General features: G+C 40.1%; 27 protein-coding genes and 1 riboswitch. All 27 genes read left to right on the top strand.

Annotated features, from left to right (window positions below; translation table 11 throughout):
• Position 1 precedes the first annotated feature (1 nt).
• The 27 genes from LQE94_RS06345 (at position 2) to LQE94_RS06215 (ending at position 25,462) form a co-directional block, all read left to right on the top strand.
• Positions 2-478 (top strand): V-type ATP synthase subunit K, encoded by a 477-nt coding sequence (locus LQE94_RS06345; protein WP_022075273.1) that lies wholly within the window; start codon positions 2-4, stop codon positions 476-478.
• 71 nt (positions 479-549) lie between these two features.
• Positions 550-1,143 (top strand): V-type ATP synthase subunit E, encoded by a 594-nt coding sequence (locus tag LQE94_RS06340; protein WP_240577272.1) that lies wholly within the window; start codon positions 550-552, stop codon positions 1,141-1,143.
• Between the two features lie 25 nt (positions 1,144-1,168).
• Entirely contained in the window at positions 1,169-2,140 is a 972-nt protein-coding gene (locus LQE94_RS06335) for a V0D/AC39 family V-type ATPase subunit (RefSeq protein WP_118724515.1), read from the top strand.
• Positions 2,133-2,453 carry a V-type ATP synthase subunit F gene (locus tag LQE94_RS06330; RefSeq protein WP_022075276.1) on the top strand — a complete coding sequence of 107 codons (321 nt, stop codon included), beginning with the start codon at positions 2,133-2,135 and terminating at the stop codon, positions 2,451-2,453. The genes LQE94_RS06335 and LQE94_RS06330 overlap by 8 nt, the downstream gene beginning before the upstream one ends.
• Positions 2,454-2,485: 32 nt before the next feature.
• Positions 2,486-4,252: a V-type ATP synthase subunit A gene (locus LQE94_RS06325; RefSeq protein WP_022075277.1), complete on the top strand. Its 1,767-nt coding sequence runs from the start codon at positions 2,486-2,488 to the stop codon at positions 4,250-4,252.
• A complete protein-coding gene (locus tag LQE94_RS06320) occupies positions 4,253-5,623 on the top strand; it encodes a V-type ATP synthase subunit B (RefSeq protein WP_022075278.1) in 1,371 nt (456 codons plus the stop codon).
• Between the two features lie 66 nt (positions 5,624-5,689).
• Positions 5,690-6,346, top strand: coding sequence for a V-type ATP synthase subunit D (locus tag LQE94_RS06315; protein ID WP_022075279.1), 657 nt, complete (start codon positions 5,690-5,692; stop codon positions 6,344-6,346).
• 129 nt (positions 6,347-6,475) lie between these two features.
• Complete coding sequence (locus tag LQE94_RS06310; RefSeq protein ID WP_117991001.1) at positions 6,476-6,835, top strand: hypothetical protein; 360 nt, start codon at positions 6,476-6,478, stop codon at positions 6,833-6,835.
• A gap of 151 nt (positions 6,836-6,986) precedes the next feature.
• Positions 6,987-7,493, top strand: a complete 507-nt coding sequence (locus LQE94_RS06305; protein ID WP_118724529.1) for a shikimate kinase — start codon at positions 6,987-6,989, stop codon at positions 7,491-7,493.
• A 238-nt stretch (positions 7,494-7,731) separates the two neighbouring features.
• The gene (locus LQE94_RS06300) at positions 7,732-9,024 is read left to right on the top strand and encodes a UDP-N-acetylglucosamine 1-carboxyvinyltransferase (RefSeq protein WP_022075282.1); all 1,293 of its coding nucleotides are present in this window, start codon (positions 7,732-7,734) and stop codon (positions 9,022-9,024) included.
• A gap of 87 nt (positions 9,025-9,111) precedes the next feature.
• Positions 9,112-9,211: riboswitch (SAM riboswitch) on the top strand.
• Between the two features lie 284 nt (positions 9,212-9,495).
• Positions 9,496-10,683, top strand: coding sequence for a methionine adenosyltransferase (metK, locus tag LQE94_RS06295; RefSeq protein WP_240577271.1), 1,188 nt, complete (start codon positions 9,496-9,498; stop codon positions 10,681-10,683).
• A gap of 100 nt (positions 10,684-10,783) precedes the next feature.
• Complete coding sequence (locus tag LQE94_RS06290; RefSeq protein ID WP_022075284.1) at positions 10,784-11,836, top strand: HAMP domain-containing sensor histidine kinase; 1,053 nt, start codon at positions 10,784-10,786, stop codon at positions 11,834-11,836.
• Complete coding sequence (locus LQE94_RS06285; RefSeq protein ID WP_022075285.1) at positions 11,833-12,525, top strand: response regulator transcription factor; 693 nt, start codon at positions 11,833-11,835, stop codon at positions 12,523-12,525. The genes LQE94_RS06290 and LQE94_RS06285 overlap by 4 nt, the downstream gene beginning before the upstream one ends.
• Positions 12,526-12,529: 4 nt before the next feature.
• Positions 12,530-13,921, top strand: coding sequence for a TrkH family potassium uptake protein (locus LQE94_RS06280; protein ID WP_240577270.1), 1,392 nt, complete (start codon positions 12,530-12,532; stop codon positions 13,919-13,921).
• Between the two features lie 10 nt (positions 13,922-13,931).
• Entirely contained in the window at positions 13,932-14,582 is a 651-nt protein-coding gene (locus LQE94_RS06275; RefSeq protein ID WP_022075287.1) for a potassium channel family protein, read from the top strand.
• A gap of 19 nt (positions 14,583-14,601) precedes the next feature.
• Positions 14,602-15,384, top strand: coding sequence for a 23S rRNA (guanosine(2251)-2'-O)-methyltransferase RlmB (rlmB, locus tag LQE94_RS06270; RefSeq protein ID WP_022075288.1), 783 nt, complete (start codon positions 14,602-14,604; stop codon positions 15,382-15,384).
• Positions 15,385-15,526: 142 nt separating this feature from the next.
• Complete coding sequence (argF, locus tag LQE94_RS06265) at positions 15,527-16,522, top strand: ornithine carbamoyltransferase (protein ID WP_118724517.1); 996 nt, start codon at positions 15,527-15,529, stop codon at positions 16,520-16,522.
• A complete protein-coding gene (locus LQE94_RS06260; protein ID WP_240577269.1) occupies positions 16,523-17,509 on the top strand; it encodes a biotin--[acetyl-CoA-carboxylase] ligase in 987 nt (328 codons plus the stop codon).
• Positions 17,510-17,520: 11 nt separating this feature from the next.
• Positions 17,521-17,883, top strand: coding sequence for a DUF6145 family protein (locus tag LQE94_RS06255; protein WP_022075292.1), 363 nt, complete (start codon positions 17,521-17,523; stop codon positions 17,881-17,883).
• 15 nt (positions 17,884-17,898) lie between these two features.
• Positions 17,899-18,861 carry a tRNA dihydrouridine synthase DusB gene (dusB, locus tag LQE94_RS06250; protein ID WP_022075293.1) on the top strand — a complete coding sequence of 321 codons (963 nt, stop codon included), beginning with the start codon at positions 17,899-17,901 and terminating at the stop codon, positions 18,859-18,861.
• Positions 18,862-19,118: 257 nt separating this feature from the next.
• Positions 19,119-19,604 carry a transcription elongation factor GreA gene (gene greA, locus LQE94_RS06245; protein WP_240577268.1) on the top strand — a complete coding sequence of 162 codons (486 nt, stop codon included), beginning with the start codon at positions 19,119-19,121 and terminating at the stop codon, positions 19,602-19,604.
• A gap of 14 nt (positions 19,605-19,618) precedes the next feature.
• Entirely contained in the window at positions 19,619-21,670 is a 2,052-nt protein-coding gene (gene lysS, locus LQE94_RS06240) for a lysine--tRNA ligase (RefSeq protein WP_240577267.1), read from the top strand.
• A 225-nt stretch (positions 21,671-21,895) separates the two neighbouring features.
• Positions 21,896-22,498 carry a Type 1 glutamine amidotransferase-like domain-containing protein gene (locus tag LQE94_RS06235; RefSeq protein ID WP_240577266.1) on the top strand — a complete coding sequence of 201 codons (603 nt, stop codon included), beginning with the start codon at positions 21,896-21,898 and terminating at the stop codon, positions 22,496-22,498.
• A 379-nt stretch (positions 22,499-22,877) separates the two neighbouring features.
• Entirely contained in the window at positions 22,878-23,204 is a 327-nt protein-coding gene (locus tag LQE94_RS06230; protein ID WP_021737749.1) for a hypothetical protein, read from the top strand.
• Positions 23,205-23,282: 78 nt separating this feature from the next.
• Positions 23,283-23,996, top strand: a complete 714-nt coding sequence (locus LQE94_RS06225) for a lantibiotic protection ABC transporter ATP-binding protein (RefSeq protein WP_240577265.1) — start codon at positions 23,283-23,285, stop codon at positions 23,994-23,996.
• Positions 23,989-24,720 carry a lantibiotic immunity ABC transporter MutE/EpiE family permease subunit gene (locus LQE94_RS06220; RefSeq protein WP_240577264.1) on the top strand — a complete coding sequence of 244 codons (732 nt, stop codon included), beginning with the start codon at positions 23,989-23,991 and terminating at the stop codon, positions 24,718-24,720. Before LQE94_RS06225 ends, LQE94_RS06220 begins: the two co-directional genes overlap by 8 nt.
• Position 24,721: 1 nt before the next feature.
• Positions 24,722-25,462, top strand: coding sequence for a lantibiotic immunity ABC transporter MutG family permease subunit (locus tag LQE94_RS06215; RefSeq protein WP_117969375.1), 741 nt, complete (start codon positions 24,722-24,724; stop codon positions 25,460-25,462).
• The last annotated feature ends 4 nt before the right edge of the window (positions 25,463-25,466 follow it).

The raw sequence follows: 25,466 nt of genomic DNA, 5'->3' as shown, positions 1-25,466 counted from the left end.
TATGGATAAATTAGGTATTGTATATGCACTTCTTGGAGCAGCATTAGCTGTATTATTGGCAGGAGCAGGTTCTGCTTTAGGTGTTGGAGTAGCAGGTCAGGCAGCATCAGGGGTTGTATCAGAAGACCCAAGTAAATTTGCAAAAGTATTGATTATGCAGCTGCTTCCAGGTACACAGGGAATTTACGGATTGTTGGTTGGATTTATTACACTTTCAAAGGTTGGTTTGCTTGGCGGAGGTATCAAAGAAGTATCTGTGGCAACAGGTCTTTTGATTTTGGCAGCATGTCTTCCAATTGGTATTGTTGGATTGATCTCAGGAAAATCTCAGGGTAAAACAGCTGCAGCAGCAATCGGAATCGTGGCAAAGAAACCGGAACAGTTTGGTAAAGCAATGCTTTTCCCGGCGATGGTTGAGACATATGCAATTTTAGCACTGTTGATTTCTATCCTCGCAGTAAGTGCAATTCCGGTATAAACTGAAGGGTTACTTCAGGAGAATGTTATTCGGAGAATGAAGATGAATTGAAATAGAGCGAGGTAAAGAAAATGAGTGGATTAGACAAGATGAAAAGTCAGATCCTGGAAGATGCAAACGCACAAGCCGAAGAGAGAATCGCACAAGCAAATGCACAGGCAGAGGAAATACAGGCAAGAGTAAAAGCGGAAGTAGAAGAAGCACAGCAGCGAATGGATCAGAAAACAAAAACTGCAGTGAAGAATTATCATGAACGCATTGCCTCCTCTTGTGACATGAAGAGAAAGACGGCCATTTTGAAGGCAAAACAGGAAATGATCTCCGAAGTGCTTCAAAAGGCATATGAAAAAGTAATGAATCTTTCAGATGCAGATTATTTCGAATTACTTACAAATCTGTTGAAGACATATGTGCAGTCAGGTGATGGTGAGATTTATTTTTCTGAAAAAGATAAGCAGAGAATTCCGGCTTCGTTTGTAGAAGAAACAGAGAAAATCGTAGCATCGAAAGGCGGAAAGCTGACATTTGCTTCGGAAACAAAACAGATTGATGGCGGTTTTATTCTGGTATACGGAGGGATTGAAGAGAACTGTACCATACGGGCAATCTTTGAATCCAAACGTGATGAATGGTCTGACTTGGTGCAAAAAGTAATGTTTGTATAAAATAAAGCAGCCGGGAGGATTGAATGTGAATGAATTAGAATATACCTATGCAGTTGCCAGAATACGTGCGTTGGAGGCATCACTGCTTACAGATTCTGTAATCGACCAGCTCCTTGCATGCAAAGATGAAGCACAGTGTCTTGGGCTTTTAAGTGAAAAAGGCTGGGGAAATGCTGAGACAGAAAATGATGTGGAAGCAATTTTAAATTGCGAGGAAGAGAAAACATGGCAGGTTATCCAGGAAGTATCTCCAGATTTAACAGTGTTTGATGTGATGTCTTATCCGAAACTATATCATAACCTAAAAGCAGCGATCAAGGAAGTTTGTACAGAGGTGACAAATGAAAAGATTTTTTATGATGACTGCGAGATTCCGGGAAAGGAAATGCTGTCAATTGTAGAGAATAAAGCGTTTGAACGTCTTCCGGGGAATATGGAGGCGGCTGCAAAAGAGGCTTATGAGACATTGCTTCAGACAAGAGATGGGCAGTTGTGTGATGTGATTGTCGATCGTGCAGCTTTGGAGGCTATTACACAGGCAGGACATGACGCAAAAGATGAGATTATCCGTGTATATGCTGAGTCAACGGTGGCACTTGCAAATATCAAAATTGCAGTGAGATGTCAGAAGACAGGAAAATCGCTGGAGTTTATGAAACGTGCTATGGCTCCGTGTGAGAGCATCAATGTGGAACAGCTGGCAAAAGCAGCATTGTCGGGAGCAGATGCATTGCGAGAATATTTGAAAGAAACAGTTTATGCAGACGGTGTAGAAGCGTTGGAAGAATCGCCATCGGCATTTGAAAGATGGTGTGATAACCGGATGATCGAGGCAATTAAGCCACAGAAATATAATGCCTTTTCTGCAGGACCGCTGGTAGCGTATCTGCTGGCAAGACAAAATGAAATTAAGACGGTGCGGATGATCCTGACAGGAAAACAAAATGGATTTCCAGACGAGATGATCCGGGAAAGGATAAGGGAGATGTATGTATAAGATTGCAGTAATCGGAGATTATGACAGCATATATGGATTTGCAACACTCGGTCTTAGCATCTGTCCTGTCAAGAACCGGGAAGAAGCAAAAGATAAGCTGCGTCAGCTGGCAGATGGAAAATATGGCGTTATCTATATTACAGAGGCAGTTGCAGCGCAGTTGACAGATGTGATAGAAGAATATCAGGAACGGACATTTCCAGCGATCATACAAATTCCGGGCGTATCGGGAAATACAGGTGCCGGTGTGGAAGGCGTAAAGAAGACGGTGGAACAGGCTGTCGGAAGCGATATTTTGTTCTCAGAAGAATAAAACAATAGATAGAAAGCGAGGTAGTTCGTCAAATGAGTACAGGCGTAATAAAGAAAGTCGCAGGCCCACTTGTTATTGCTTCGGGAATGCGAGATGCGAACATGTTTGACGTCGTTCGTGTTAGTGAACAAAGACTGATTGGCGAAATCATAGAGATGCACGGAGACGAGGCATCTATTCAGGTATACGAAGAGACATCAGGACTTGGACCGGGAGAACCGGTAGAATCCATGGAAGTGCCGATGTCTGTTGAATTGGGACCTGGATTGATTACCAGCATATATGATGGAATTCAGCGCCCGCTGGATGACATTATGAAAGTATCCGGAAATAACTTAAAACGTGGTGTAGAGGTTCCATCTCTGAAGAGAAATTTGAAATGGGAATTTGTACCTACTGCAAAAGTTGGAGATGAAGTAGAAGCCGGAGATGTGATCGGAACAGTGCAGGAGACAATCGTCGTACAGCAGAAGATCATGGTTCCATATGGAATCAAGGGAACCATAAAAGAAATAAAGGCCGGAGAATTTACGGTGGAAGAAACAGTGGCTGTTGTAGAGACTGCAGAAGGTGACAAGGAATTGACACTGATGCAGAAATGGCCAGTCCGTAAGGGACGTCCATATAAAAAGAAATTATCTCCGGATATGCCACTGGTAACAGGACAGCGTGTTATTGATACATTTTTCCCGCTTGCAAAAGGTGGAGTTGCTGCAGTACCGGGGCCATTTGGAAGTGGTAAAACAGTAATCCAGCATCAGCTTGCAAAATGGGCGGAAGCAGATATCGTTGTTTACATCGGATGTGGAGAGCGTGGCAATGAGATGACGGACGTTCTGAATGAATTTCCGGAACTGAAAGATCCAAAGACAGGACAGTCTTTGATGCAGAGAACCGTTCTGATCGCAAATACATCAGACATGCCGGTTGCAGCACGTGAAGCATCTATTTATACAGGAATTACAATTGCGGAATATTTCCGAGATATGGGATATTCAGTTGCGTTAATGGCAGATTCAACATCACGTTGGGCAGAGGCACTTCGTGAAATGTCAGGACGTCTGGAAGAGATGCCTGGTGAGGAAGGATACCCGGCTTATCTGGGAAGCCGTCTTGCACAGTTCTATGAAAGAGCAGGACATGTGATTTCATTAGGTAAGGAAGAAAGAGAAGGAGCATTGTCTGTAATCGGTGCAGTATCACCTCCGGGTGGAGATATTTCAGAACCGGTATCACAGGCTACACTTCGAATCGTAAAAGTATTCTGGGGATTGGACTCAGCACTTGCTTATAAGAGACATTTCCCGGCAATCAACTGGCTAAACAGTTATTCGTTGTATCTTGATAATATGGAAAAATGGTTCAATGAAAAAGTTGAGCCGGACTGGATGGCAAAACGTCAGGAAATGATGACCCTGCTTCAGGAAGAAGCGGAATTAGACGAAATCGTAAAAATGGTTGGTATGGATGCCTTATCAGCAAGCGACCGTCTGAAGATGGAAGCTGCACGCTCTATTCGAGAAGATTTCCTGCATCAGAACTCTTTCCATGAAGTAGATACTTATACTTCTTTGGATAAGCAGTATATGATGATGGATCTTGTCCTCGCATATTATGATCAGTCTGTAGAAGCCTTAGAAAAGGGTGCAAAATTACAGAACTTGATCAATCTGCCTGTACGTGAACAGATTGGCCGATTCAAATATGTGACTGAAGATGAGATTCAGAAAGAATATGAAAAAGTAAAAGAAGAATTACACATTGAGATTGCGAATGCATTGGGAAAGGAGGACTTCTAAATGCCAAAAGAGTATAGAACCATACAGGAAGTAGCCGGACCACTGATGCTGGTGCGCGATGTGGAAAATGTTACTTATGACGAGCTGGGCGAGATTGAGCTGGCAAGTGGGGAAGTAAGACGTTGTAAAGTATTGGAAATTAATGGAAGTGATGCTCTGGTGCAGTTATTTGACAGTGCAACAGGTATCAACTTATCGAACAGTAAAGTGCGTTTCCTTGGAAGAAGCATGGAACTGGGTGTTTCAGAAGATATGCTTGGACGAGTTTTTGACGGTATGGGACGTCCGATTGATGAAGGACCGGAGATACTTCCGGAAGCTCGTATGGACATCAACGGACTGCCGATGAATCCCGCAGCAAGAAGTTATCCGGAAGAATTTATCCAGACAGGAGTATCAGCTATTGATGGATTAAATACACTTGTACGTGGACAGAAGTTACCAATCTTCTCAGCATCGGGTCTGCCACATGCAAATCTTGCAGCACAGATCGCAAGACAGGCAAAGGTTCGAGGAAAAGACGATAAATTCGCCGTTGTATTTGCGGCAATGGGTATTACATTCGAAGAGTCAAACTTCTTTATTGAAAGTTTTAAAGAGACAGGTGCAATAGACCGTACAGTTTTATTCGTCAATCTTGCAAATGACCCTGCAATTGAGCGTATATCTACACCTCGAGTTGCACTGACGGCAGCAGAGTATCTTGCATTTGAAAAAGATATGCATGTACTTGTAATTTTGACAGATATTACAAACTATGCGGATGCACTTCGAGAAGTATCAGCAGCCCGTAAAGAGGTTCCGGGACGTCGAGGATATCCGGGATATATGTACACAGACCTTGCTTCTTTGTATGAAAGAGCGGGACGTCAGAATGGTAAAAAAGGAAGTATCACAATGATTCCAATCCTGACAATGCCGGAAGATGATAAGACACATCCAATCCCTGACCTGACAGGATATATTACAGAAGGACAGATTATTTTAAGTCGTGATCTGTATCGAAGAGGTGTAACACCACCGATAGATGTACTTCCATCATTGTCTCGTCTGAAGGACAAAGGTATCGGCGAAGGTAAGACACGTGCGGATCATGCCAATACAATGAACCAGCTGTTTGCGGCATATGCACGTGGTAAAGATGCGAAAGAGCTGATGGTAATCCTTGGTGAAGCAGCATTGACAGAGATTGATTTGTTGTATGCGAAGTTTGCAGATGCATTTGAAAAAGAATATGTATCACAGGGATACAATACAGATCGAAGTATTGAAGAGACTTTGGAAATTGGATGGAAACTACTTTCCATGCTTCCAAGAACAGAGTTGAAACGTATCGATGACAAATATCTCGATGAATATTACGGAAAGTAAGTTGCTGCAAAAAAGGTGACGAAAAAAGACTCTGAGAAGCATCAAAGGAAAGGTAGGTGAGGACGCTTGGCATCCACACAAGTAAATCCAACCCGTATGGAACTGACACGTTTGAAAAAGAAACGGATCACTGCAGTGCGAGGTCACAAATTATTGAAAGATAAACGTGATGAACTGATGCGCCAGTATCTTGATCTTGTAAGAGAAAACATGGAAGTTAGAAAACGGGTCGAAGCCGGCATTTTATCAGCGAATAAAAATTTTGTTATTGCCAAGGCTGGAATGTCGGAGGCGGAACTTCACACAGCACTGATGGCACCGAAACAGGAAATTAATTTGATTCCTTCGGAAGAAAATGTCATGAGCGTAGAGATTCCAAAATTTGAATATAAAACAAGAACAGCGGATGAAAATGATATTTATTCATATGGATTTGCATTTACATCCAGTGATTTGGATGGGGCTGTCAAATCTCTTGCAGATATTCTGCCGGATATGATAAGATTAGCAGAATGCGAAAAAGCATGTCAGTTAATGGCGGCAGAGATTGAAAAGACACGAAGACGTGTAAATGCGTTGGAGCATGTAATTATTCCGGAAACAGAGAAAAATATTAAATATATTACGATGAAGCTGGATGAGAACGAGAGAAGTACGCAGATTCGTCTGATGAAAGTAAAAGACATGATGCTCGAAGAAGCACATGGATATTCAAAAAAATAAAACCAGATTTTAAAGATGCAGTTGGAAAACCTAAAAGGTGCTCCGGCTGCATTTTCTATATATAAGCGGAACCATTTTGCAAAAAAGGCATACAGTAATGATATAAGCTCAGAAATGGGGAGGGTGACCATGAACTCGAAACTGCCGTATTATATGGCTTATCCGATGCCGCTTGCATATGACGATGAAAGGATGGAACGACGAGATTATGAATATATGAAAAGTCTGTACCCGGATACTGCAAAGAAAGTACTTCCCTATGTAGAGGAAGAGTGTGATAGAAATGAATATCCATGCAGTATGATTTATGATGAATATCCGGACCGCTTTTCACTTCGGATGATGTGTAATCGTATCTTTGATAAGGTTGTAAGTCAGGAAAAACTGGAACCGGAGGACTGGCTTAGAAATTTGATAGAGGTCATATTATATCAGGAATTGTTCAAACGTAGAAGTGATGACAGGAGAAACAGACGCCGCTTTTATTGACTGTACATGATGTTAAGAAAATTTTTATGAATTATAAGTGTTTTGAGTGGCGCAGATATTTTACAATGAAAAAATATATGGTATAATAGAAACCGATGTTAACAATTATATTATTCAAAGTGAAATGAAAGAACATAAGCTGGAGACATATATGAAAAAAAAGAATATTATATTTATAGGAATGCCTGCTGTTGGAAAAAGTACGGTAGGGGTTGTGGTTGCCAAGCGACTGGGTAAACAGTTTATTGATACAGATTTGTTGATACAGGAACAGGAAAAAAAGCTGCTTCGTGAGATTATCGCAGAAGTCGGCGAGGATGGATTTTTGAAGATTGAAAATCAAGTAAACAGAGACGTAGATGTAGAGAATGCTGTAATCTCTCCGGGAGGAAGTATTGTGTATTGCGAGGAGGCGATGCAGCATTATAAAGAAATCGGAACGATTGTATATTTACAGGCATCTTATCAAACAATAAAACAAAGAATCCGTAATCCGAAGAAGCGAGGGGTCGTGCTCAGAGAAGGACAGACATTAAAGGATCTTTATGATGAGAGATGCGTTTTGTTTGAAAAATATGCAGATATCATTGTTAATGAAGACCAGTGTGAGATAGGGGATACGATTGAGAATGTACTGGAAGAACTCTCCAGATTATAATTAAGTTTATATCAAAAAGTTTTGCAATGATGTTACGAAAATAAAAAGTTCTTTTACAAAATTGTTTTTTATGCTATAATGTTTTAGCGTTTGTGAATTTGTAGACACAACAGCGTGTCATTTGAAATAGACAAAGAATAACGCGGGATATAAGTATATAAGCTAAAAAATGATTTATGCAACCGAGAATGGGGATTTAGAAAGATACGATATAAATATCGGATAATAGAGGTGCAAAATGGAGCAATATATTATTAAGGGTGGTAATCCGTTAGTTGGTGAAGTAGAGATTGGCGGAGCAAAGAATGCTGCACTGGCAATACTGGCAGCTGCAATTATGACAGACGAGACTGTATTGATTGACAACCTTCCGGATGTGAACGATATCAATGTGATGTTGGAAGCAATCGAAGGAATCGGTGCGATGGTAGAGCGTATTGATCGTCATACAGTGAAGATTAATGGTGGAACGATCACAGATTTTAATATTGATTATGATTATATTAAAAAGATTCGAGCATCTTACTATTTATTAGGAGCAATGCTTGGAAAATATAAAAAAGCAGAGGTGGCTCTTCCGGGTGGATGTAATATCGGAAGCAGACCAATCGATCAGCATTTGAAAGGATTTAGGGCACTCGGAGCTGATGTTGATATTGAACACGGCAAGATTGTTGCCGAGGCCGATGTACTTAAGGGTACACATCTGTATTTCGATGTTGTCTCTGTAGGAGCAACAATTAATGTCATGATGACAGCAGCGATGGCTAATGGCATGACAATTATGGAGAATGTAGCAAAAGAACCACATGTTGTTGATGTTGCAAACTTCCTGAACAGCATGGGTGCGAATATCCGTGGAGCCGGAACAGATGTGATTAAGATCCGTGGAGTGAAAACGCTTCATAAGACAGAGTATTCCATTATTCCAGACCAGATCGAGGCAGGAACATTTATGTTTGCAGCAGCGGCTACAAAGGGAGATGTAACTGTAACAAATGTAATACCAAAACATTTGGATGCAACAATTTCTAAGCTGATTGATATTGGCTGTGAGGTAGAGGAACTCGATGATGCAGTTCGTGTTGTTGCAAAAGGCAGATTAAAGTCTACACAGGTTAAGACATTGCCATATCCGGGATATCCGACAGATATGCAGCCACAGATTGGTGTAGTATTAGCACTGGCATCAGGAACAAGTACAATCACAGAAAGTATTTTTGAAAACCGTTTTAAATATTTAGATGAGCTTGCAAGAATGGGAGCAAATATCAAAGTAGAGGGTAATTCAGCTACAATCGAAGGCGTAGAGAAGTTATCCGGAGCAAGAGTGAGTGCACCGGATCTTCGTGCAGGAGCAGCACTTTGTATTGCAGGTTTGGCTACAGATGGAATTACAATTGTAGATGATATTGTTTACATTCAGCGTGGATATGAGCGCTTTGAAGAAAAACTCAGAAGCCTGGGTGGAATCATTGAGCGTGTATCGAGCGAAAAAGAAATTCAGAAATTCACATTGAAAGTAAGCTAATCTAAAAGTTTTATAAACTGTATTGACAGAGACAATGATGAGTTGTATAGTTTGTTTGATAACTACAAATTAAATAATATAAACTTTCTCTTATTCAGAGCAGTGGAGATACAAAGGATCGAAGAAGCTGCGGCAACCCCTCTAAGCAGGAAGGTGCCAGCCTGAGCGAGTAATCGAACAATAAGGGGATTGTTATGAAATAGAAACAGTCCGTACGTTGTGCGGGCTGTTTTATCGTTATAAGCATCTAAGAAGGCTATATCAGCTGGGGAGTCAATCCCCCAGCTGATATAGCCTCCGGCAGGATTGCAGAGGTGCGCAGTAGAAGTGTGTTATGCAATTGCATGACGCGCACCTCGCAGCAAGAATGCCGAGGCATTCTTGAACAAGCCGGGAAGCAATGGTGTTATGCGGTATTCAAGTCGAACAAATCCTAAACCGAGAGAAAGTACGGAAGAAAAGGAGAAGAACATGGAAAAATTATTATTTACATCCGAGTCCGTTACAGAAGGACATCCGGATAAGATGTGTGATCAGATTTCAGATGCAATTTTGGACGCATTATTGGAAAAGGATCCAATGAGCCGTGTAGCATGTGAGACATGTACAACAACAGGTCTTGTTATGGTTATGGGAGAAATTACAACAAATGCCTATGTAGATATCCAGAAAATCGTTCGCGATACAGTTCGTGAGATTGGATATACAAGAGGAAAATACGGATTCGATGCAGAGACATGTGGTGTCATCACAACATTGGATGAGCAGTCTGCGGATATCGCTCTTGGAGTAGACAAGGCATTGGAAGCAAAAGAAAATAAGATGTCTGATGACGAGATCGAAGCAATCGGTGCCGGAGATCAGGGAATGATGTTTGGATATGCAACAGATGAGACAGAAGAATATATGCCATATCCAATCGCAATGGCACATAAGCTTGCCCTGCAGCTTACAAAAGTAAGAAAAGACGGAACACTTCCTTACTTAAGACCGGACGGAAAAACACAGGTTACAGTAGAATATGATGAAAATGGTGTCCCAAGACGTCTGGATGCAGTTGTATTGTCAACACAGCATGATCCGGAAGTGACACAGGAACAGATTCATGCAGATATCAAAAAACATGTATTTGACGTGATCATCCCAGCAGATATGATCGATGCCGATACAAAATTCTTCATCAATCCGACAGGACGTTTCGTAATTGGGGGACCTCACGGAGACAGTGGTCTGACAGGACGTAAAATCATCGTTGATACTTACGGCGGAATGGCTCGTCATGGCGGCGGTGCATTCTCAGGAAAAGACTGCACAAAGGTAGACCGTTCAGCAGCTTATGCAGCACGTTATGCAGCTAAGAATATTGTGGCAGCAGGACTTGCAAAGAAATGTGAGATTCAGTTATCTTATGCAATCGGTGTAGCACAGCCTACATCCATCATGGTGGATACATTTGGAACAGGTAAATTATCTGATGAAAAATTAGTAGAGATCATTCGCGAGAACTTTGATATGCGTCCGGCAGGAATTATCAAGATGTTAGATCTTCGTCGTCCGATTTACAAGCAGACAGCAGCATATGGTCATTTCGGAAGAAATGATTTAGACCTTCCATGGGAGAAACTGGACAAGGTTGAAGATTTGAAAAAATATTTGTAAGAATAAAAAGATGCGGTGCAGAAAAATGCTGTGTACCGCATCTTTTTTTAAAAAATTATGTTATAATCCCACTAGAGTAAAATGAAAAGAGGGCGAACCTATGAAGTTGAAAACGAAACTGGTGATTGCATTTATTCTGGTTATGATATTTCCAACTTTTGTTACAATGGCGGGAATGCATATGCTTGCACCGAACAAGGCAGGGGAAATACAGCAGATGTATTTGATTATCGTCTGCGTTACAACAGCTGTACTTGTCTGGTGGATTTATAAGACGGTTTCCGTGCCATTGGCAAAGTTGCAGGAAGCAACGAGAAATATCAAAGAAGGAAATCTGGATTTTGAGATAAAGCCGGAAAATGATGATGAGATAGGTCAGGTGTGTCAGGATTTTGAGGAAATGCGATTGCGTCTGAAGGCGAATGCAGAAGAAAAAATAGAATTTGACCGTGAGAATAAAGAACTGATCAGTAATATTTCCCATGATCTGAAAACTCCGATCACGGCAATCAAGGGGTATGTGGAAGGAATCATGGATGGTGTTGCAGATACACCGGAAAAGATGGACAGATACATCAAAACCATATACAATAAAGCAAATGAGATGGATCGGTTGATTAACGAACTGACATTATATTCAAAGATTGACACGAATCGTATTCCTTATGATTTTACAACAATTTCTGCAAAACAGTATTTCAGAGACTGTGCAGAGGATCTTGCAATTGAGCTGGAATCAAAAGGTGCAAAATTTGAATATCGTAATTATCTTGAAGAGGATTCTAAGATCATAGTAGACCCGGAACAGATGCGAAGAGTGATCAACAATATTGTTTCCAATTCATTAAAATATACAGACAAGCCACAGGCAGAAATAAGGATGAAAATTTTGGATGTGGGAGATTTTATCCAGGTAGAATTAAGTGATAATGGAAAGGGAATTGCTACGAAGGATCTGCCATACATATTTGAACGATTTTATCGTGCAGATGCGTCAAGAAATTCTTCCAAAGGCGGAAGCGGAATCGGGCTTGCGATCGTGAAGAAGATTGTAGAAGAACATGGCGGTAAAATATGGGCGACCAGCGAAGAAGGCGTAGGAACAACAATGTATTTTGTTGTCAGAAAATATCAGGAGGTGCCAATCGAATGAGCAAAAGAATTTTAATAATCGAAGACGAAGAAAGTATCGCAGAATTAGAGCGTGATTATTTGGAGCTTAGTAATTTTGAGGTGGAAGTTGCAAATGACGGACAACTGGGATTAGATAAAGCATTAGGAGAAGAATTTGATTTAATCATTTTAGACCTTATGCTTCCGGGAGTAGATGGGTTTGAGATTTGCAAACAGGTACGAAACAATAAGAATACACCAATCATTATGGTTTCAGCAAAAAAAGATGACATAGACAAAATCCGTGGACTGGGACTGGGAGCGGATGATTATATGACAAAACCATTCAGCCCAAGCGAACTGGTTGCCCGTGTTAAGGCACATCTGGCAAGATATGAGCGTTTGATCGGAAGCAGTGTGGATGAAAATGAAATCATAGAAATCCGTGGATTGAAGATTGATACAACAGCACGGCGCGTATGGGTAAATGGCGAAGAAAAATCATTTACAACAAAAGAGTTTGATTTGTTGACATTTCTTGCAGGTCATCCGAATCATGTGTATTCGAAGGAAGAACTATTTAGAGAAATCTGGGACATGGAGTCAGTAGGAGATATTGCAACAGTAACAGTGCATATAAAGAAAATCCGAGAGAAAATCGAATACGATACATCGCACCCACAGTATATTGAAACAATCTGGGGAGTTGGATATAGATTCAAGGTATAAAAATATGAGAAAGAAAACAATAAAAGAGCGTTTGCAAGAAGGAAGCTTTAATACAGTGCGGGTAATCGGACTGGGATTTTTGTTCGTAATTTTGATTGGCGCAGTACTTCTATGGATGCCATTTTCCGTGACAACACCGATGAAATTTACCGATGCATTATTTACGTCGGTTACAGCAGTCTGTGTGACAGGGCTTGTTACAGTTACTCCGGCAGTACAATTTACTGTGGTGGGAAAAGTAATCTTATTATTCCTGATTCAAATTGGAGGACTTGGAATTATTGCATGCGTTGTTGCATTTATGATCCTTGCAGGACAAAGGATTTCCCTGAGAAGACGAGTTATGATCCAGGAAAGCTATGGGTTGGATACGCTGAGTGGAATGGTACAATATATTATTCGGATCATAAAAGGCACATTTTTCGTTGAAGGAATCGGTGCACTTGCCTATAGTTTTTACTTCGTTCCAAAATATGGAGTGTTAAAAGGAATTGCATATGCGATATTCCATGCTATATCAGCATTTTGCAACGCAGGTATTGATATACTCGGGAGCTCCAGTTATATGCATATGGTCACAAGTCCAATCATTAATTTTACGACGATATTTCTCGTTGTAAGCGGAGGACTTGGATTTGTAGTGTGGTATGATATTTTGAATAATATAAAACAAGTGCGAAGTATAAAAGATGTGAGGCGAAATTTCTTTCACAGACTGTCTTTGCAGAGCAAGATTGTACTTACAATGACGGCAGGGCTGCTTTTGTTTGGAATGTTTGCATTTCTTTTATTGGAATATCATAATCCTGTGACAATGGGAAAATTGACATTCTGGCAGAAAGTACAGGCGTCATTATTTCAATCTGTCTCAACACGAACAGCAGGATTTGCGACAGTTTCTCAATCAGGGCTGACAGCCGCATCGAAGGCAATCGGCTGCTTGCTGATGATGATCGGAGGTTCTTCCGGAGGAACGGCAGGAGGCGTAAAAACGACAACGGTTGCGCTGCTGTTATTGACTTGCTTAAGTGTAGTAAGAGGAAGTCGTGATATAGAGTGTTATGGAAGAAAAATTCCACTCTCACAAGTAAAATCTGCGGTGACAATTTTATTTTTGACAATTATGTTTTGGATGTCAGGAACAATTATCATCACGATTATAGATCCACAGGTGAATTTTTTGAGAATTGTATATGAAACAACATCGGCAATTGCTACAGTTGGTTTATCGGCAGATTTGACACCTAGCTTGAGCAGAGCAAGTCAGTATGTACTGATGGTGATAATGTACATTGGAAGAATCGGACCGGTCACGATGGCAATGATTTTTGCAGGAAAAGGGAAAAATGCAGAACAGTATCGTGAATTACCGGAAAAACAGATTATGATAGGATAGGAGATAGAAGATGGGAAAACAATTTGCTGTGTTCGGTCTTGGAAGCTTTGGAAAAAGTGTAGCATTGACCTTGCAGAGTTTTGGATGCGATGTAATCGCAGTTGATAATTGTTATGAGAAGATACAGGATATTGCAGATTCAGTTTCATATGCAATGTGCGGAGACGTAACAGAGCCAGAATTTATGAAAACAATCGGAGCCCGCAATCTGGATGGGGCAGTGATTGCAGTTTCAGAAAATCTTGAAGCTGCGATCATGGCAACTATGATTTCGAAAGAAATGGGAATTTCTTATGTATTGGTAAAAGCAATGGACGAACTGCAGGGAAAGATTCTTGAGAAAGTCGGTGCTGACTCGATTGTGTATCCGGAAATCGATATGGGTGAACGTGTAGCAAAAAAGCTGATATCGACAGAATTTATTGATTGGATTGAATTATCTCCGGATTATAGTCTGACAGAGAAACTGCTTCCGAAACAATGGGAAGGAAAGAGTCTGGCAGAGCTGCGGGTCCGCGAAAAATATGGGATTAACGTAATCGGAATTTTAAAGGAAGACAAGATGGATATGGCATTAGATCCATCAAAACCATTGCAACCGGATGATATGTTATTTATTATCGGGAAAAATTCTGATTTAGAGAGGTTTAAGCTAAAGTAAAGAAAGGATTAACAGACGAATGATCACAAGTACAAGTAACCAGAGAATTAAGGAGATTGTACAGCTTCAAAAGAAAAACAGAGCAAGAAATACAGAGGGTGTATTTATTGTAGAAGGAATCCGTATGGTAAGGGAAATACCTGAGGATAAGCTAAAAGCACTCTATGTAACAGAAGAGTTTTATAAAAAGCATAAAGCAGAACTGCCGGGAAATGTGAAGCCGGAGTTTGTAACTCCGACGGTGTTTTCATATATTGCAGATACAAAAACACCTCAAGGGGTATTGGCAATTGTATGGCAGAATAAATACACGTTGGCAGATATTTTAAAAAAAGGTACAGAAAAAAAAGAAATGCTGCTTGTGTTAGATAATCTTCAGGATCCGGGAAATCTTGGAACCATTTTCAGAACTGCAGAGGCAGCGGGGGTTACAGGGATTATTCTTAGTAAAGACAGCGTGGATATTTACAATCCGAAAGTGATCCGCTCTACGATGGGTGCAATTTTCCGTATGCCATTTGTGTATGTGGAGAAATTGACAGATACAATAGAAGAATTGAAGGCACATCAGATTCAGGTTTATGCGGCTCATTTGGATGGGAAGAATGCGTATGATGAGGAGTGCTATCTCAATGGCACAGCTTATCTGATTGGAAATGAAGGAAATGGACTGAGACAAGAAGTGGCAGATTGTGCGGACACATGGATACGGATTCCTATGTTGGGACAGGCAGAATCCTTGAATGCAGCAGTTGCAGCTTCCATTTTGATGTTTGAAGCAGCAAGACAGAGACGAAAATAATGTTGGATTTATCACTGGAATATGGTATTGTAGTAAATAGATATAGGGCAAAACGTGTGAATTTACACATGAATCATAGTTTTGCCATATATATTTACCAAGATATACATGTTTATATGTGGGAATAGGAGAGAAGAAAGACATGAACTTAAAGGGAAGAAATTTTTTGACATTAAAAGACTTTACTCCGGAAGAAATTACATACCTGCTTGATTTATCAGCAGAATTAAAAGAAAAAAAGAAAAAAGGAATTCCGGTGGACCACTACAAAGGGAAAAATGTTGCGCTGATTTTTGAAAAAGACAGTACAAGAACAAGATGTGCTTTTGAAGTTGCAGCATCTGATATGGGAATGGGGTCTACTTATCTTGGACCTACAGGATCTCAGATTGGAAAGAAAGAAACAATCAAAGATACAGCACGTGTACTTGGAAGAATGTATGATGGAATCGAATATCGCGGATTTGATCAGGAAATCGTAGAGACATTGGCAGAATACGCAGGTGTTCCGGTATGGAACGGGCTGACAAACCAGTATCATCCAACACAGATGCTGGCAGATATGTTGACGATCCGCGAACATTTCGGAGATTTAAAAGGGCGTAAGCTGGTATATATGGGTGATGCAAGATATAATATGGGTAACTCTCTGATGATCGCCTGCTCAAAATTAGGTATGCACTTTGTTGCCTGCACAACATCAAACTATTTCCCAAATGCAGAATTAGTTGAGACATGCCGCGGATATGCAGCCCAGTCAGGTGGAAGTGTTACATTGACAGAAGATGCAATAGAAGGAACAAAAGGCGCAGATGTTATCTATACAGATGTATGGGTATCTATGGGTGAGCCGGACGAGGTGTGGGAGTCACGTATTAAAGAACTTGCACCATATAAAGTTACAAAAGAAATTATGGCAAATGCAGGAGAACAGGCAATCTTTTTACACTGCTTACCGGCATTCCATGATTTGAATACGACAATTGGTAAAGAGATGGGAGAACGCTTCGGATTTACAGATATGGAAGTGACAGATGAAGTGTTTGAATCTGAGCAGTCAAAAGTATTTGATGAGGCCGAGAACCGTATGCATACAATTAAAGCGGTTATGGTAGCAACACTTGGAGAAGTAAAATAAATGAAAACAGAAATCTTAAAGCTTTTGAGAGAAAGTAAAGATTATGTTTCCGGGCAGCAGTTGTGTGAGACTTTTGGAGTTTCACGCACAGCAGTCTGGAAAGTAATGAATCAATTAAAAGAAGAAGGATACGAGGTCGAAGCGGTTCGGAATCGTGGATATCGGATCGTGGGCAGTGCAGACGTTATGACACAAGAGGAGTTAGAAAGCCTTTTGGATGGCCGGACAAAGTGGGCCGGACAGCATGTTGTCTATTCTGATGAGATTGATTCAACAAATATAAAAGCAAAACAGTTAGGTGAAGAAGGTGCGTCACACGGGACACTCGTAGTGGCAGATATGCAGACTGCAGGTCGAGGAAGAAGAGGACGTGGGTGGGATTCACCATCCGGCAGCAGCATTTATATGTCCATTATGCTTAGACCAAAATTTCCACCGGTAAAAGCACCTATGCTGACAATCGTAATGGCTTATAGCGTAGCAAGAGCATTGCGTACATGTACCGGATTAGATGTACAGATTAAGTGGCCGAATGATATTATCCTGAATGGAAAAAAGATTGTTGGGATATTGACAGAGATGAGTACAGAAATCGACTATATTAACCATGTAGTGATCGGAGTCGGAATCAATGTCAACACAGAAATATTTCCAGAGGAGATAGCAGATAAGGCAACTTCTCTTCGGATTGAGATTGGGGAAGTACAGAAGAGAGCACCGATCGTAGCAGAAATTATGTCTGAGTTTGAAAAATGCTATGAAAAATTTGAAAAACAGGAAGATTTGAGCTTTATTCAGGAAGAATATAATAAGCTGCTTGTGAATTGCGGAAAGGATGTCTGCATTTTAGGTGCAAAAGAATCTTATCAGGCACATGCTTTGGGAATTAATGAAACCGGTGAATTAATTGTCCGCCGGGAAGATGGAAGTAAAGAAACCGTATATGCAGGAGAGGTATCTGTGCGTGGAGTATACGGATATGTATAAGGTGGTATGATATGGAAAACACAGAAGAGATTGTACTTTGTGCAGCCAGTGCATATGAGCAGAAGTTTTATTTGAATCCAGATTTTATGACACTTCCAGAGTCAATTCGCCAGGAACTTCAAATCATGTGTGTACTGTATACAGCTGATGTTGGCGGAATCCTCATGGTTGTATATGATGAAGATGGAAACCTTGAATTGAAAGTCGAACATGATGAAAATGATTTCGAATTTGACGAAATTGGAAGCGTTCTTAAAATTAAAGAATTGCAGAATACAAAAAGAGAATTATTTGAATCATTGGAATTGTATTATAGAGTCAAATATCTTGGAGAAGATATTGATTTGGATGATGTCGAAGATTCAGAAGAATAGGTTAAGGGGAACTATATGAAACAGTTAACAATTGGAAATGTTACATTGGACAATTGCTATGTACTGGGACCGATGGCAGGCGTAACAGACCTGCCATTTCGTTTGTTATGTAGAGAACAGGGAGCAGGTCTGCTGTGCATGGAAATGATCAGTGCAAAAGGGATTTTATATAACAATAAAAATACAGAAAGTCTGCTTCAGATTCATCCGGATGAGATGCCGGTATCATTGCAGCTATTTGGTTCAGATCCAAAGATTGTAAGTGAGATGGCGAAACGTATCGAGGAAAGACCATTTTCGATATTAGATATTAATATGGGATGTCCGGTGCCGAAAATTGTCCGAAACGGAGAAGGGTCTGCATTGATGAAAAATCCGAAGCTGGTGTATGAACTTGTATCAGCAACAGTGAAGGCAATTCAAAAACCGGTAACTGTCAAAATCCGAAAAGGATTTGATGATGAACATGTAAATGCAGTAGAAATTGCAAAGATTATTGAAGAAGCCGGAGCTTCGGCAGTTGCGGTACATGGCAGAACGAGAGAACAGTATTATTCAGGAAAAGCTGACTGGGATATTATTCGTCAGGTAAAGGAAGCCGTTCATATTCCAGTTATTGGAAATGGAGATGTAACATCGGGAGAAAAGGCTGTTGCAATGCAGGAACAAACAGGATGTGACGGAGTAATGATCGCACGCGGGGCACAAGGAAATCCATGGATCTTTTCGGAGCTGATAGCATATGAAAAAACAGGTGAAATGCCGAAACGTCCGGATGTAGATGAGATACGTCAGATGATGCTTAGACATGCAAGACTCCAACTGCAATATAAAGGTGATTATACCGGAATCCGAGAGATGAGAAAACATGTTGCCTGGTATACCAAAGGACTGCATAATGCAGCACGTTTAAGAGATGATATCAATAGCGTTGAGAGCTATGAAGAACTTGAAAAAATCTTGACAGTATTGGCATGATTGGGTATAATATTGTAACTGCGAATAAGACTAAAAAAGAGATGGACCATGCTTGAAAAACAAAAGGTTTGGGACATCTTTTAGTTGCGTTATGAGATTAATTTACAAGAACAAACAGACAGAAGAATAAGACAGAAGTATTCAGAATATATTTATTTCAAAATATAGATTTGAAAAATAGTAATTCTAAAGTTAATCATAAGATATGATTGCAGACTTAAAAAGAAAACACGTGAGACTAAAAAGGAGAATAAATCATGGCAGAGGCAAAGAAAAGATTACTGACATATGCTGGATTAAGAGCATTGGAAGAAGAACTGGAAAATTTAAAAGTAGTAAAACGTAAAGAAGTTGCAGCTAAGATAAAAGAGGCAAGAGAACAGGGAGACCTTTCAGAGAATGCTGAATACGATGCAGCAAAAGATGAGCAGCGCGATATCGAGGCTCGTATCGAAGAACTTGAAGCAATTCTTAAAAATGTAGAGGTTGTAGTGGAAGACGAAGTGGATTTAGACAGAATCAATGTTGGATGTACAGTAAAAGTATACGATGTAACATTTGATGAAGAAATCGAATTCAAAATCGTAGGATCTACAGAGGCGAACTCTTTGGAAGGAAAGATTTCAAACGAGTCACCTGTAGGACAGGCTCTGATGGGCAAAGAAGTCGGAGACGTAGTAGATGTTGAGACACAGGCAGGTGTGATCCAGTACAAGGTTCTGGGTATCAACCGCTCACTCTAGGAAGGAGATATACAATGGCAGATAATCAGAAAAAAACACAGGAACCAGACTTAAATCAGTTGAGAAAAGTTCGTCGTGAAAAACTCGCAGAACTTCAGCAGAATGGAAGAGATCCATTTCAGATTACAAAATTTGATCAGACACACCATTCACTCGAAGTGAAAAATCTTTATGAAGCACACGAAGCTGAGATTTTAAAAGACCGCCAGGAGCCAAATGTAGACGGACTGGATGAAGAGCAGGTAAAAGAAGTTCTGAAGAAAGATTACGAAGACAAGAGAAGCATTATGGATGCAAATCCAATTCACGTATCAATCGCTGGACGTATGATGTTCAAGAGAGTTATGGGAAAAGCTTCCTTCTGTAACATTCAGGATTTACAGGGAAATATTCAGGTATATGTCGCAAGAGATGCAATCGGAGTTGATGCATATACAGATTTCAAACGTTCAGATATTGGTGACATTTTCGGATTAGAAGGATTTGCTTTCAGAACAAGAACAGGAGAAATCTCTATCCATGCTGAAAAGATGATACTTCTTTCTAAGAGCTTACAGATGCTTCCAGAGAAGTTCCACGGTCTGACAGATACAGACACACGTTACCGTCAGAGATACGTTGACCTGATCATGAATGCAGACTCTAAAGATACATTTATCAAACGTTCAAAGATCCTGGCAGCAATCCGTAAGTACTTAAGTGGAGAAGGATTCATGGAAGTTGAGACTCCAATGCTTGTAGCAAATGCAGGAGGAGCAGCAGCAAGACCATTCGAGACACACTTTAACGCATTGAACGAAGATCTGAAACTTCGTATTTCACTTGAGCTGTACCTGAAGAGACTGATCGTTGGTGGACTTGAGAAAGTATACGAGATTGGACGTGTATTCCGTAACGAAGGTCTTGATACAAGACATAACCCAGAATTTACTCTGATGGAGCTTTACCAGGCATATACAGATTACCACGGCATGATGGATCTGACAGAGAATATGTATCGTTTTGTTGCTCAGGAAGTCCTTGGAACAACACAGATCGTTTACAAAGGAATCCCGATGGATCTTGGTAAACCATTTGAGCGTATCACAATGGTTGACGCAGTTAAGAAATACGCAGGCGTTGACTGGAATGAGGTTGAGACTCTGGAGCAGGCAAGAGAACTTGCAAAAGAACACAATCTTGAATTTGAAGAGAGACATAAAAAAGGTGATATCCTGAATCTGTTCTTTGAAGAATATGTAGAAGAGCACCTTCTTCAGCCGACATTCGTAATGGATCATCCGGTTGAAATTTCGCCACTTACAAAGAAAAAGCCAGAAAATCCAGAATATGTAGAGCGTTTCGAGTTCTTTATGAATGGATGGGAAATGGCAAATGCATACTCAGAGCTGAATGACCCAATCGACCAGAGAGAGCGTTTCAAAGCACAGGAAGAACTGCTTGCACAGGGTGATGATGAAGCTAACACAACAGATGAAGACTTCATGAATGCCTTAGAGATTGGTATGCCTCCTACAGGTGGTATCGGATTTGGTATCGATAGAATGTGTATGTTGTTGACAGGAGCAGAAGCAATCAGAGACGTGTTACTGTTCCCGACAATGAAGTCACTCGGTGATGTAAATAAGAAAAATGATGTAAAAAATCAGGCTGCCGAAGAAATGAAAGCAGAGCCGGAAAAAATTGATTTCTCTAATGTAAAGATTGAGCCTTTATTTGAGGAAGAAGTTGATTTTGATACATTCAGCAAGTCAGATTTCAGAGCTGTAAAGGTTAAAGAGTGTGTTGCAGTACCGAAGTCAAAGAAACTCCTTCAGTTCACTCTTGATGATGGAACAGGCACAGATCGTACGATTTTAAGCGGTATTCACGCTTATTACGAGCCGGAAGAACTGGTTGGTAAAACACTGATCGCCATCACAAACCTTCCACCAAGAAAGATGATGGGAATTGAGTCTTGCGGTATGTTATTATCAGCAGTAAATAATCTGAAAGACTCAGAAGATGAAGAACTGCATCTGATCATGGTTGATAACCACATTCCAGCAGGTGCAAAGCTCTATTAAGATGATGTATGGATGTACCGTTTCACTAAAATGACGGGACGTACTTCATTTGATAAAAAACTAAAAAAACAGCGATTTACATCAAACTTACATCAATTGATGCAGAAATCGGTGCAAGCAAGAAAAAATCGCATAATTAGTGCAATGAGTGGGCAATTCCAATCGGGATTGCCCATTTTTAAAACAAACAGAAATACAAATCGGAATTTATAAAGGAGAATATTGATGAAACTATTTTTATGTTCGCATTTTTCAAGTGTAGGAAGTCTGATAAAGGAAGAAATTGATAACAAGAAAGTCGCATTTATTCCCACAGCTTCGCTGCGTGAAGGCTATACCGGTTATGTCGGCTCGGCTCGAAAGCTATTCAATAAACTGGGAGCAGCCGTAACGGAAATTGATATTTCAACGGAGGCTTATTTAACGATACAGTCCGTTTTTGAAGATGCGGATGTGATATATTTTACCGGCGGAAATTCTTTCTTCCTTATGGACCAGCTCCGTAAAACGGGAACGGATGAGCTATTGAAGAAAGAATTGGCAAAGGGAAAAATGATGATCGGTGAATCGGCGGGTGCGATTATATGCGCTCCAACTATCCAATATATTGAACAAATGGATGAAAAGCCGGAGGACTACTCACAAGAAGATGATGCAGGGCTTGATTTGATTGATTTCTATGTTCTTCCGCACTATCTTACAGCACCATTTAAGAAAGTTACCGAGAAAATAATGACTGAATTTTCGGATTTGAATCTATGCCCAATTAACAACCGTCAGGGAATTGTAATTGATGGTGAAGGTTCAAAGGTTATTTGCAAAGACTAATTTGAAAATTCCAGTTTGTCAACTTGCCCTTTGAGAGAGGAGAAATCCTTTTCTCAAAGGGCTTTTTCTATTTATACGGATATTCGCAAACTACAAGATAAAGCCAAAACTTCATATACTCTAAGCACAAGGAGGTTGAGGTTTGGCTATGAACAACAGCTTAACAGAAGTACATCCGGAGCTTGTTTCGGAGTGGTCGGAGAAGAACTTGCCATTGAAAGTTCATTTGTCAGGACATTCGCACGATCACATTTGATAAGGAATTTGATGTTGTGCTGAATATGGCGGATGGAGCAATAGGATATCTTGAAGACGATGGGGAAAATCATAAGATTTTTTCTGTCATTGCGAAAGCATTAAAAATGGTGGAAAGCACTTTATGGATATCATGAATGGAAGCTATGCCCAAACACATTTCCCTTGCAAGTTATGGGATGCAGGAGAAAAGGGACTTACATTATCTGCTTTTGAATGGGAGAAGGATAGAAAAACGCTGATATATGGGCAGGTAGACTATATGTATGGAGAAGCACTTTATAAGCCTGAAATGAAAGAAGGAAATCCTATAAGGTTATATAGTTTGGATGAAATCACGGAGATATTCTGTAAATTAGGACTTCGTATTTGTAACAGCTTTGCTGATTTCAGTGGAAAGCCGAGTTCTGATAATGATATTCAATTGATGGTTTATTCCATACGGGAATAAATCTTCATCAAATCTTTATTTTTTTCTGTTAGGTTATATTTCAGTAAGAAATGAAATATAGAAGGAAGGATAGTAAAGATGAAAATGATGTTACAGACACAAAATCTATGTAAATATTTTAGAAAACAGAAAGCGGTAAATAATGTTTCACTTAATATCGAAAAGGGACAGATTTATGGACTGCTTGGACCGAATGGCGCTGGTAAATCTACCACATTGAAAATGCTGACCGGTATGATGAAACCAACTGCAGGAAAGATTTACTTTGATGGAAAACTTTTGGATAGGAAAGATTTATCAAAAATAGGAGCGTTAATTGAAAATCCGCCTATTTATGAAAATCTTTCCGCCAGAGAGAATTTGAAGGTAAGACAATTATTGCTTGGTACAGATGAAAACAGAATTGATGAGGTCTTGCAGATTGTATCACTTACAAACACCGGAAAGAAGAAAGCAGGACAGTTTTCTTTGGGGATGAAGCAAAGACTAGGCATTGCAATGGCATTGCTTGGAGAACCGGAACTTTTGATATTGGATGAACCTACGAATGGATTAGATCCAATAGGCATCGAGGAATTACGAGAGCTGATCCGGTCTTTTCCGGAACAGGGAATCACTGTAATTCTCTCCAGTCATATTCTCTCAGAGGTACAGTTACTTGCAGATAAAGTCGGGATTATTTCAGGTGGAATCTTAGGATACGAAGGAGCATTAAAGCAGGGAGATAATCTTGAAGATTTGTTTATGAATGTGGTAAGAAAAAACCAGAAAGCAGGTGAAATCCATGGTTAATATTATAAAAGCAGAACATCAAAAAGCCAAAAGAACCATGCGAAAAAAGTTTATCTGGGGATTTCCTCTTCTTACATTTGTCATGGCATTTATATTTACTCTTGGGATGACAAATGCTTATGCAGAAAGTGTTTGGAACTGGTGGTATACACTTTTGCTGCCGGGGATGATTGCTCTATTTTGTTATCTTTCTGTGGCGCAGGAGAAAAAGATAAAATACTATCATTTAATGACTATTCCCACAGACAGAAGAAAATTGTTGCTGGGGAAAATTATTTATATTGGGTACATGATTTTGTTTTCTAATGTGATTGTGTTTGCAGGAGCAACGCTTGGAGGCTTTCTTCTAACGACACATGTTCCAGTTGGAGGAGCGTTGATTGCAGTATTGTTTCTGACGGTTTCTGAGTTATGGGAGATTCCGGTAGCTTTATTTTTAAGTGAACGATTTGGAATGATTGTAAACCTGTTCGTCTGCCTATTTATTACCGTCAGCGGTGTGGTAATATCACAAACCAGAATCTGGTATGTACTTGTTTCTGCAATCCCTATGCGAATGATGTGCCCGTTGCTTCATGTTTTACCAAATGGACTTGCCGCAGAAACAGGGAATCCTCTTTTGGATACGGGAGTCATTGTTCCGGGAATGTGTCTCTCAATCATCTGGTTTGTTTTTGTAACGGTTCTGTTTTTGAAATGGTTTGAGAGAAGAGAGGTGAAATAAGATGATTGGAAGATCTCTTAATGCAGACTTGCGAAAGATGAAAGGAACATCTGTGATTCTGGCACACTTACTGATTCCGATTATAACCAGCGTTATATTTTTAATATATTACTTTTTTTCACCATGGAATGAAAATATGAAAGTGATTGCATTTTATCAGGCAATAGGAGCAGGACTTCCGGTACTTATTGGAATTTTTACAGCAAGTGTGATGGAACAGGAACAAAATGCAGGTGATTTTCAAAATCTGTTGTCTTTACCGGATAAACCTGCAGCATTTTTATCGAAACTGTTGATGCTACTGGTTTTGTGTCTGTGCTCTATCCTATTGACAGCAATCATATTCGGAATTGGATTTGGAAGAATCGCATCAAGCGATATCGAAATCATGAAAGGATGTATATTTGCAGCATTGCTGCTGTGGGGAAGCAGTGTTCCACTTTATCTGTGGCAGCTGATTCTGGCTTTTCAGTTTGGAAAAGGGGTATCCATTGGAGCAGGGATTATATCAGGACTAATTAGTGCATTGATGCTTACCGGACTTGGAGATTATGTGTGGAAATATGTATTTGTCTGCTGGACGGGTAGAGTACCATATACTTATCTGCAATCTGTATTGGGAGAAACTAGTGTAGGTGAATGGTTGTCATTCATACCAGGTTGCTTAACATTTACAGGGATTAGTATGGTATACTATTTTTGGTGGGTAAACCACTGGGAAGGAAACAGAATATCGGAATAGAATC

Origin of the sequence: Mediterraneibacter sp. NSJ-151, from assembly GCF_022487435.1 — a bacterium.
Taxonomy (GTDB): domain Bacteria; phylum Bacillota; class Clostridia; order Lachnospirales; family Lachnospiraceae; genus Schaedlerella; species Schaedlerella hominis.
This window is presented reverse-complemented; position numbering and strand designations above follow the sequence as displayed.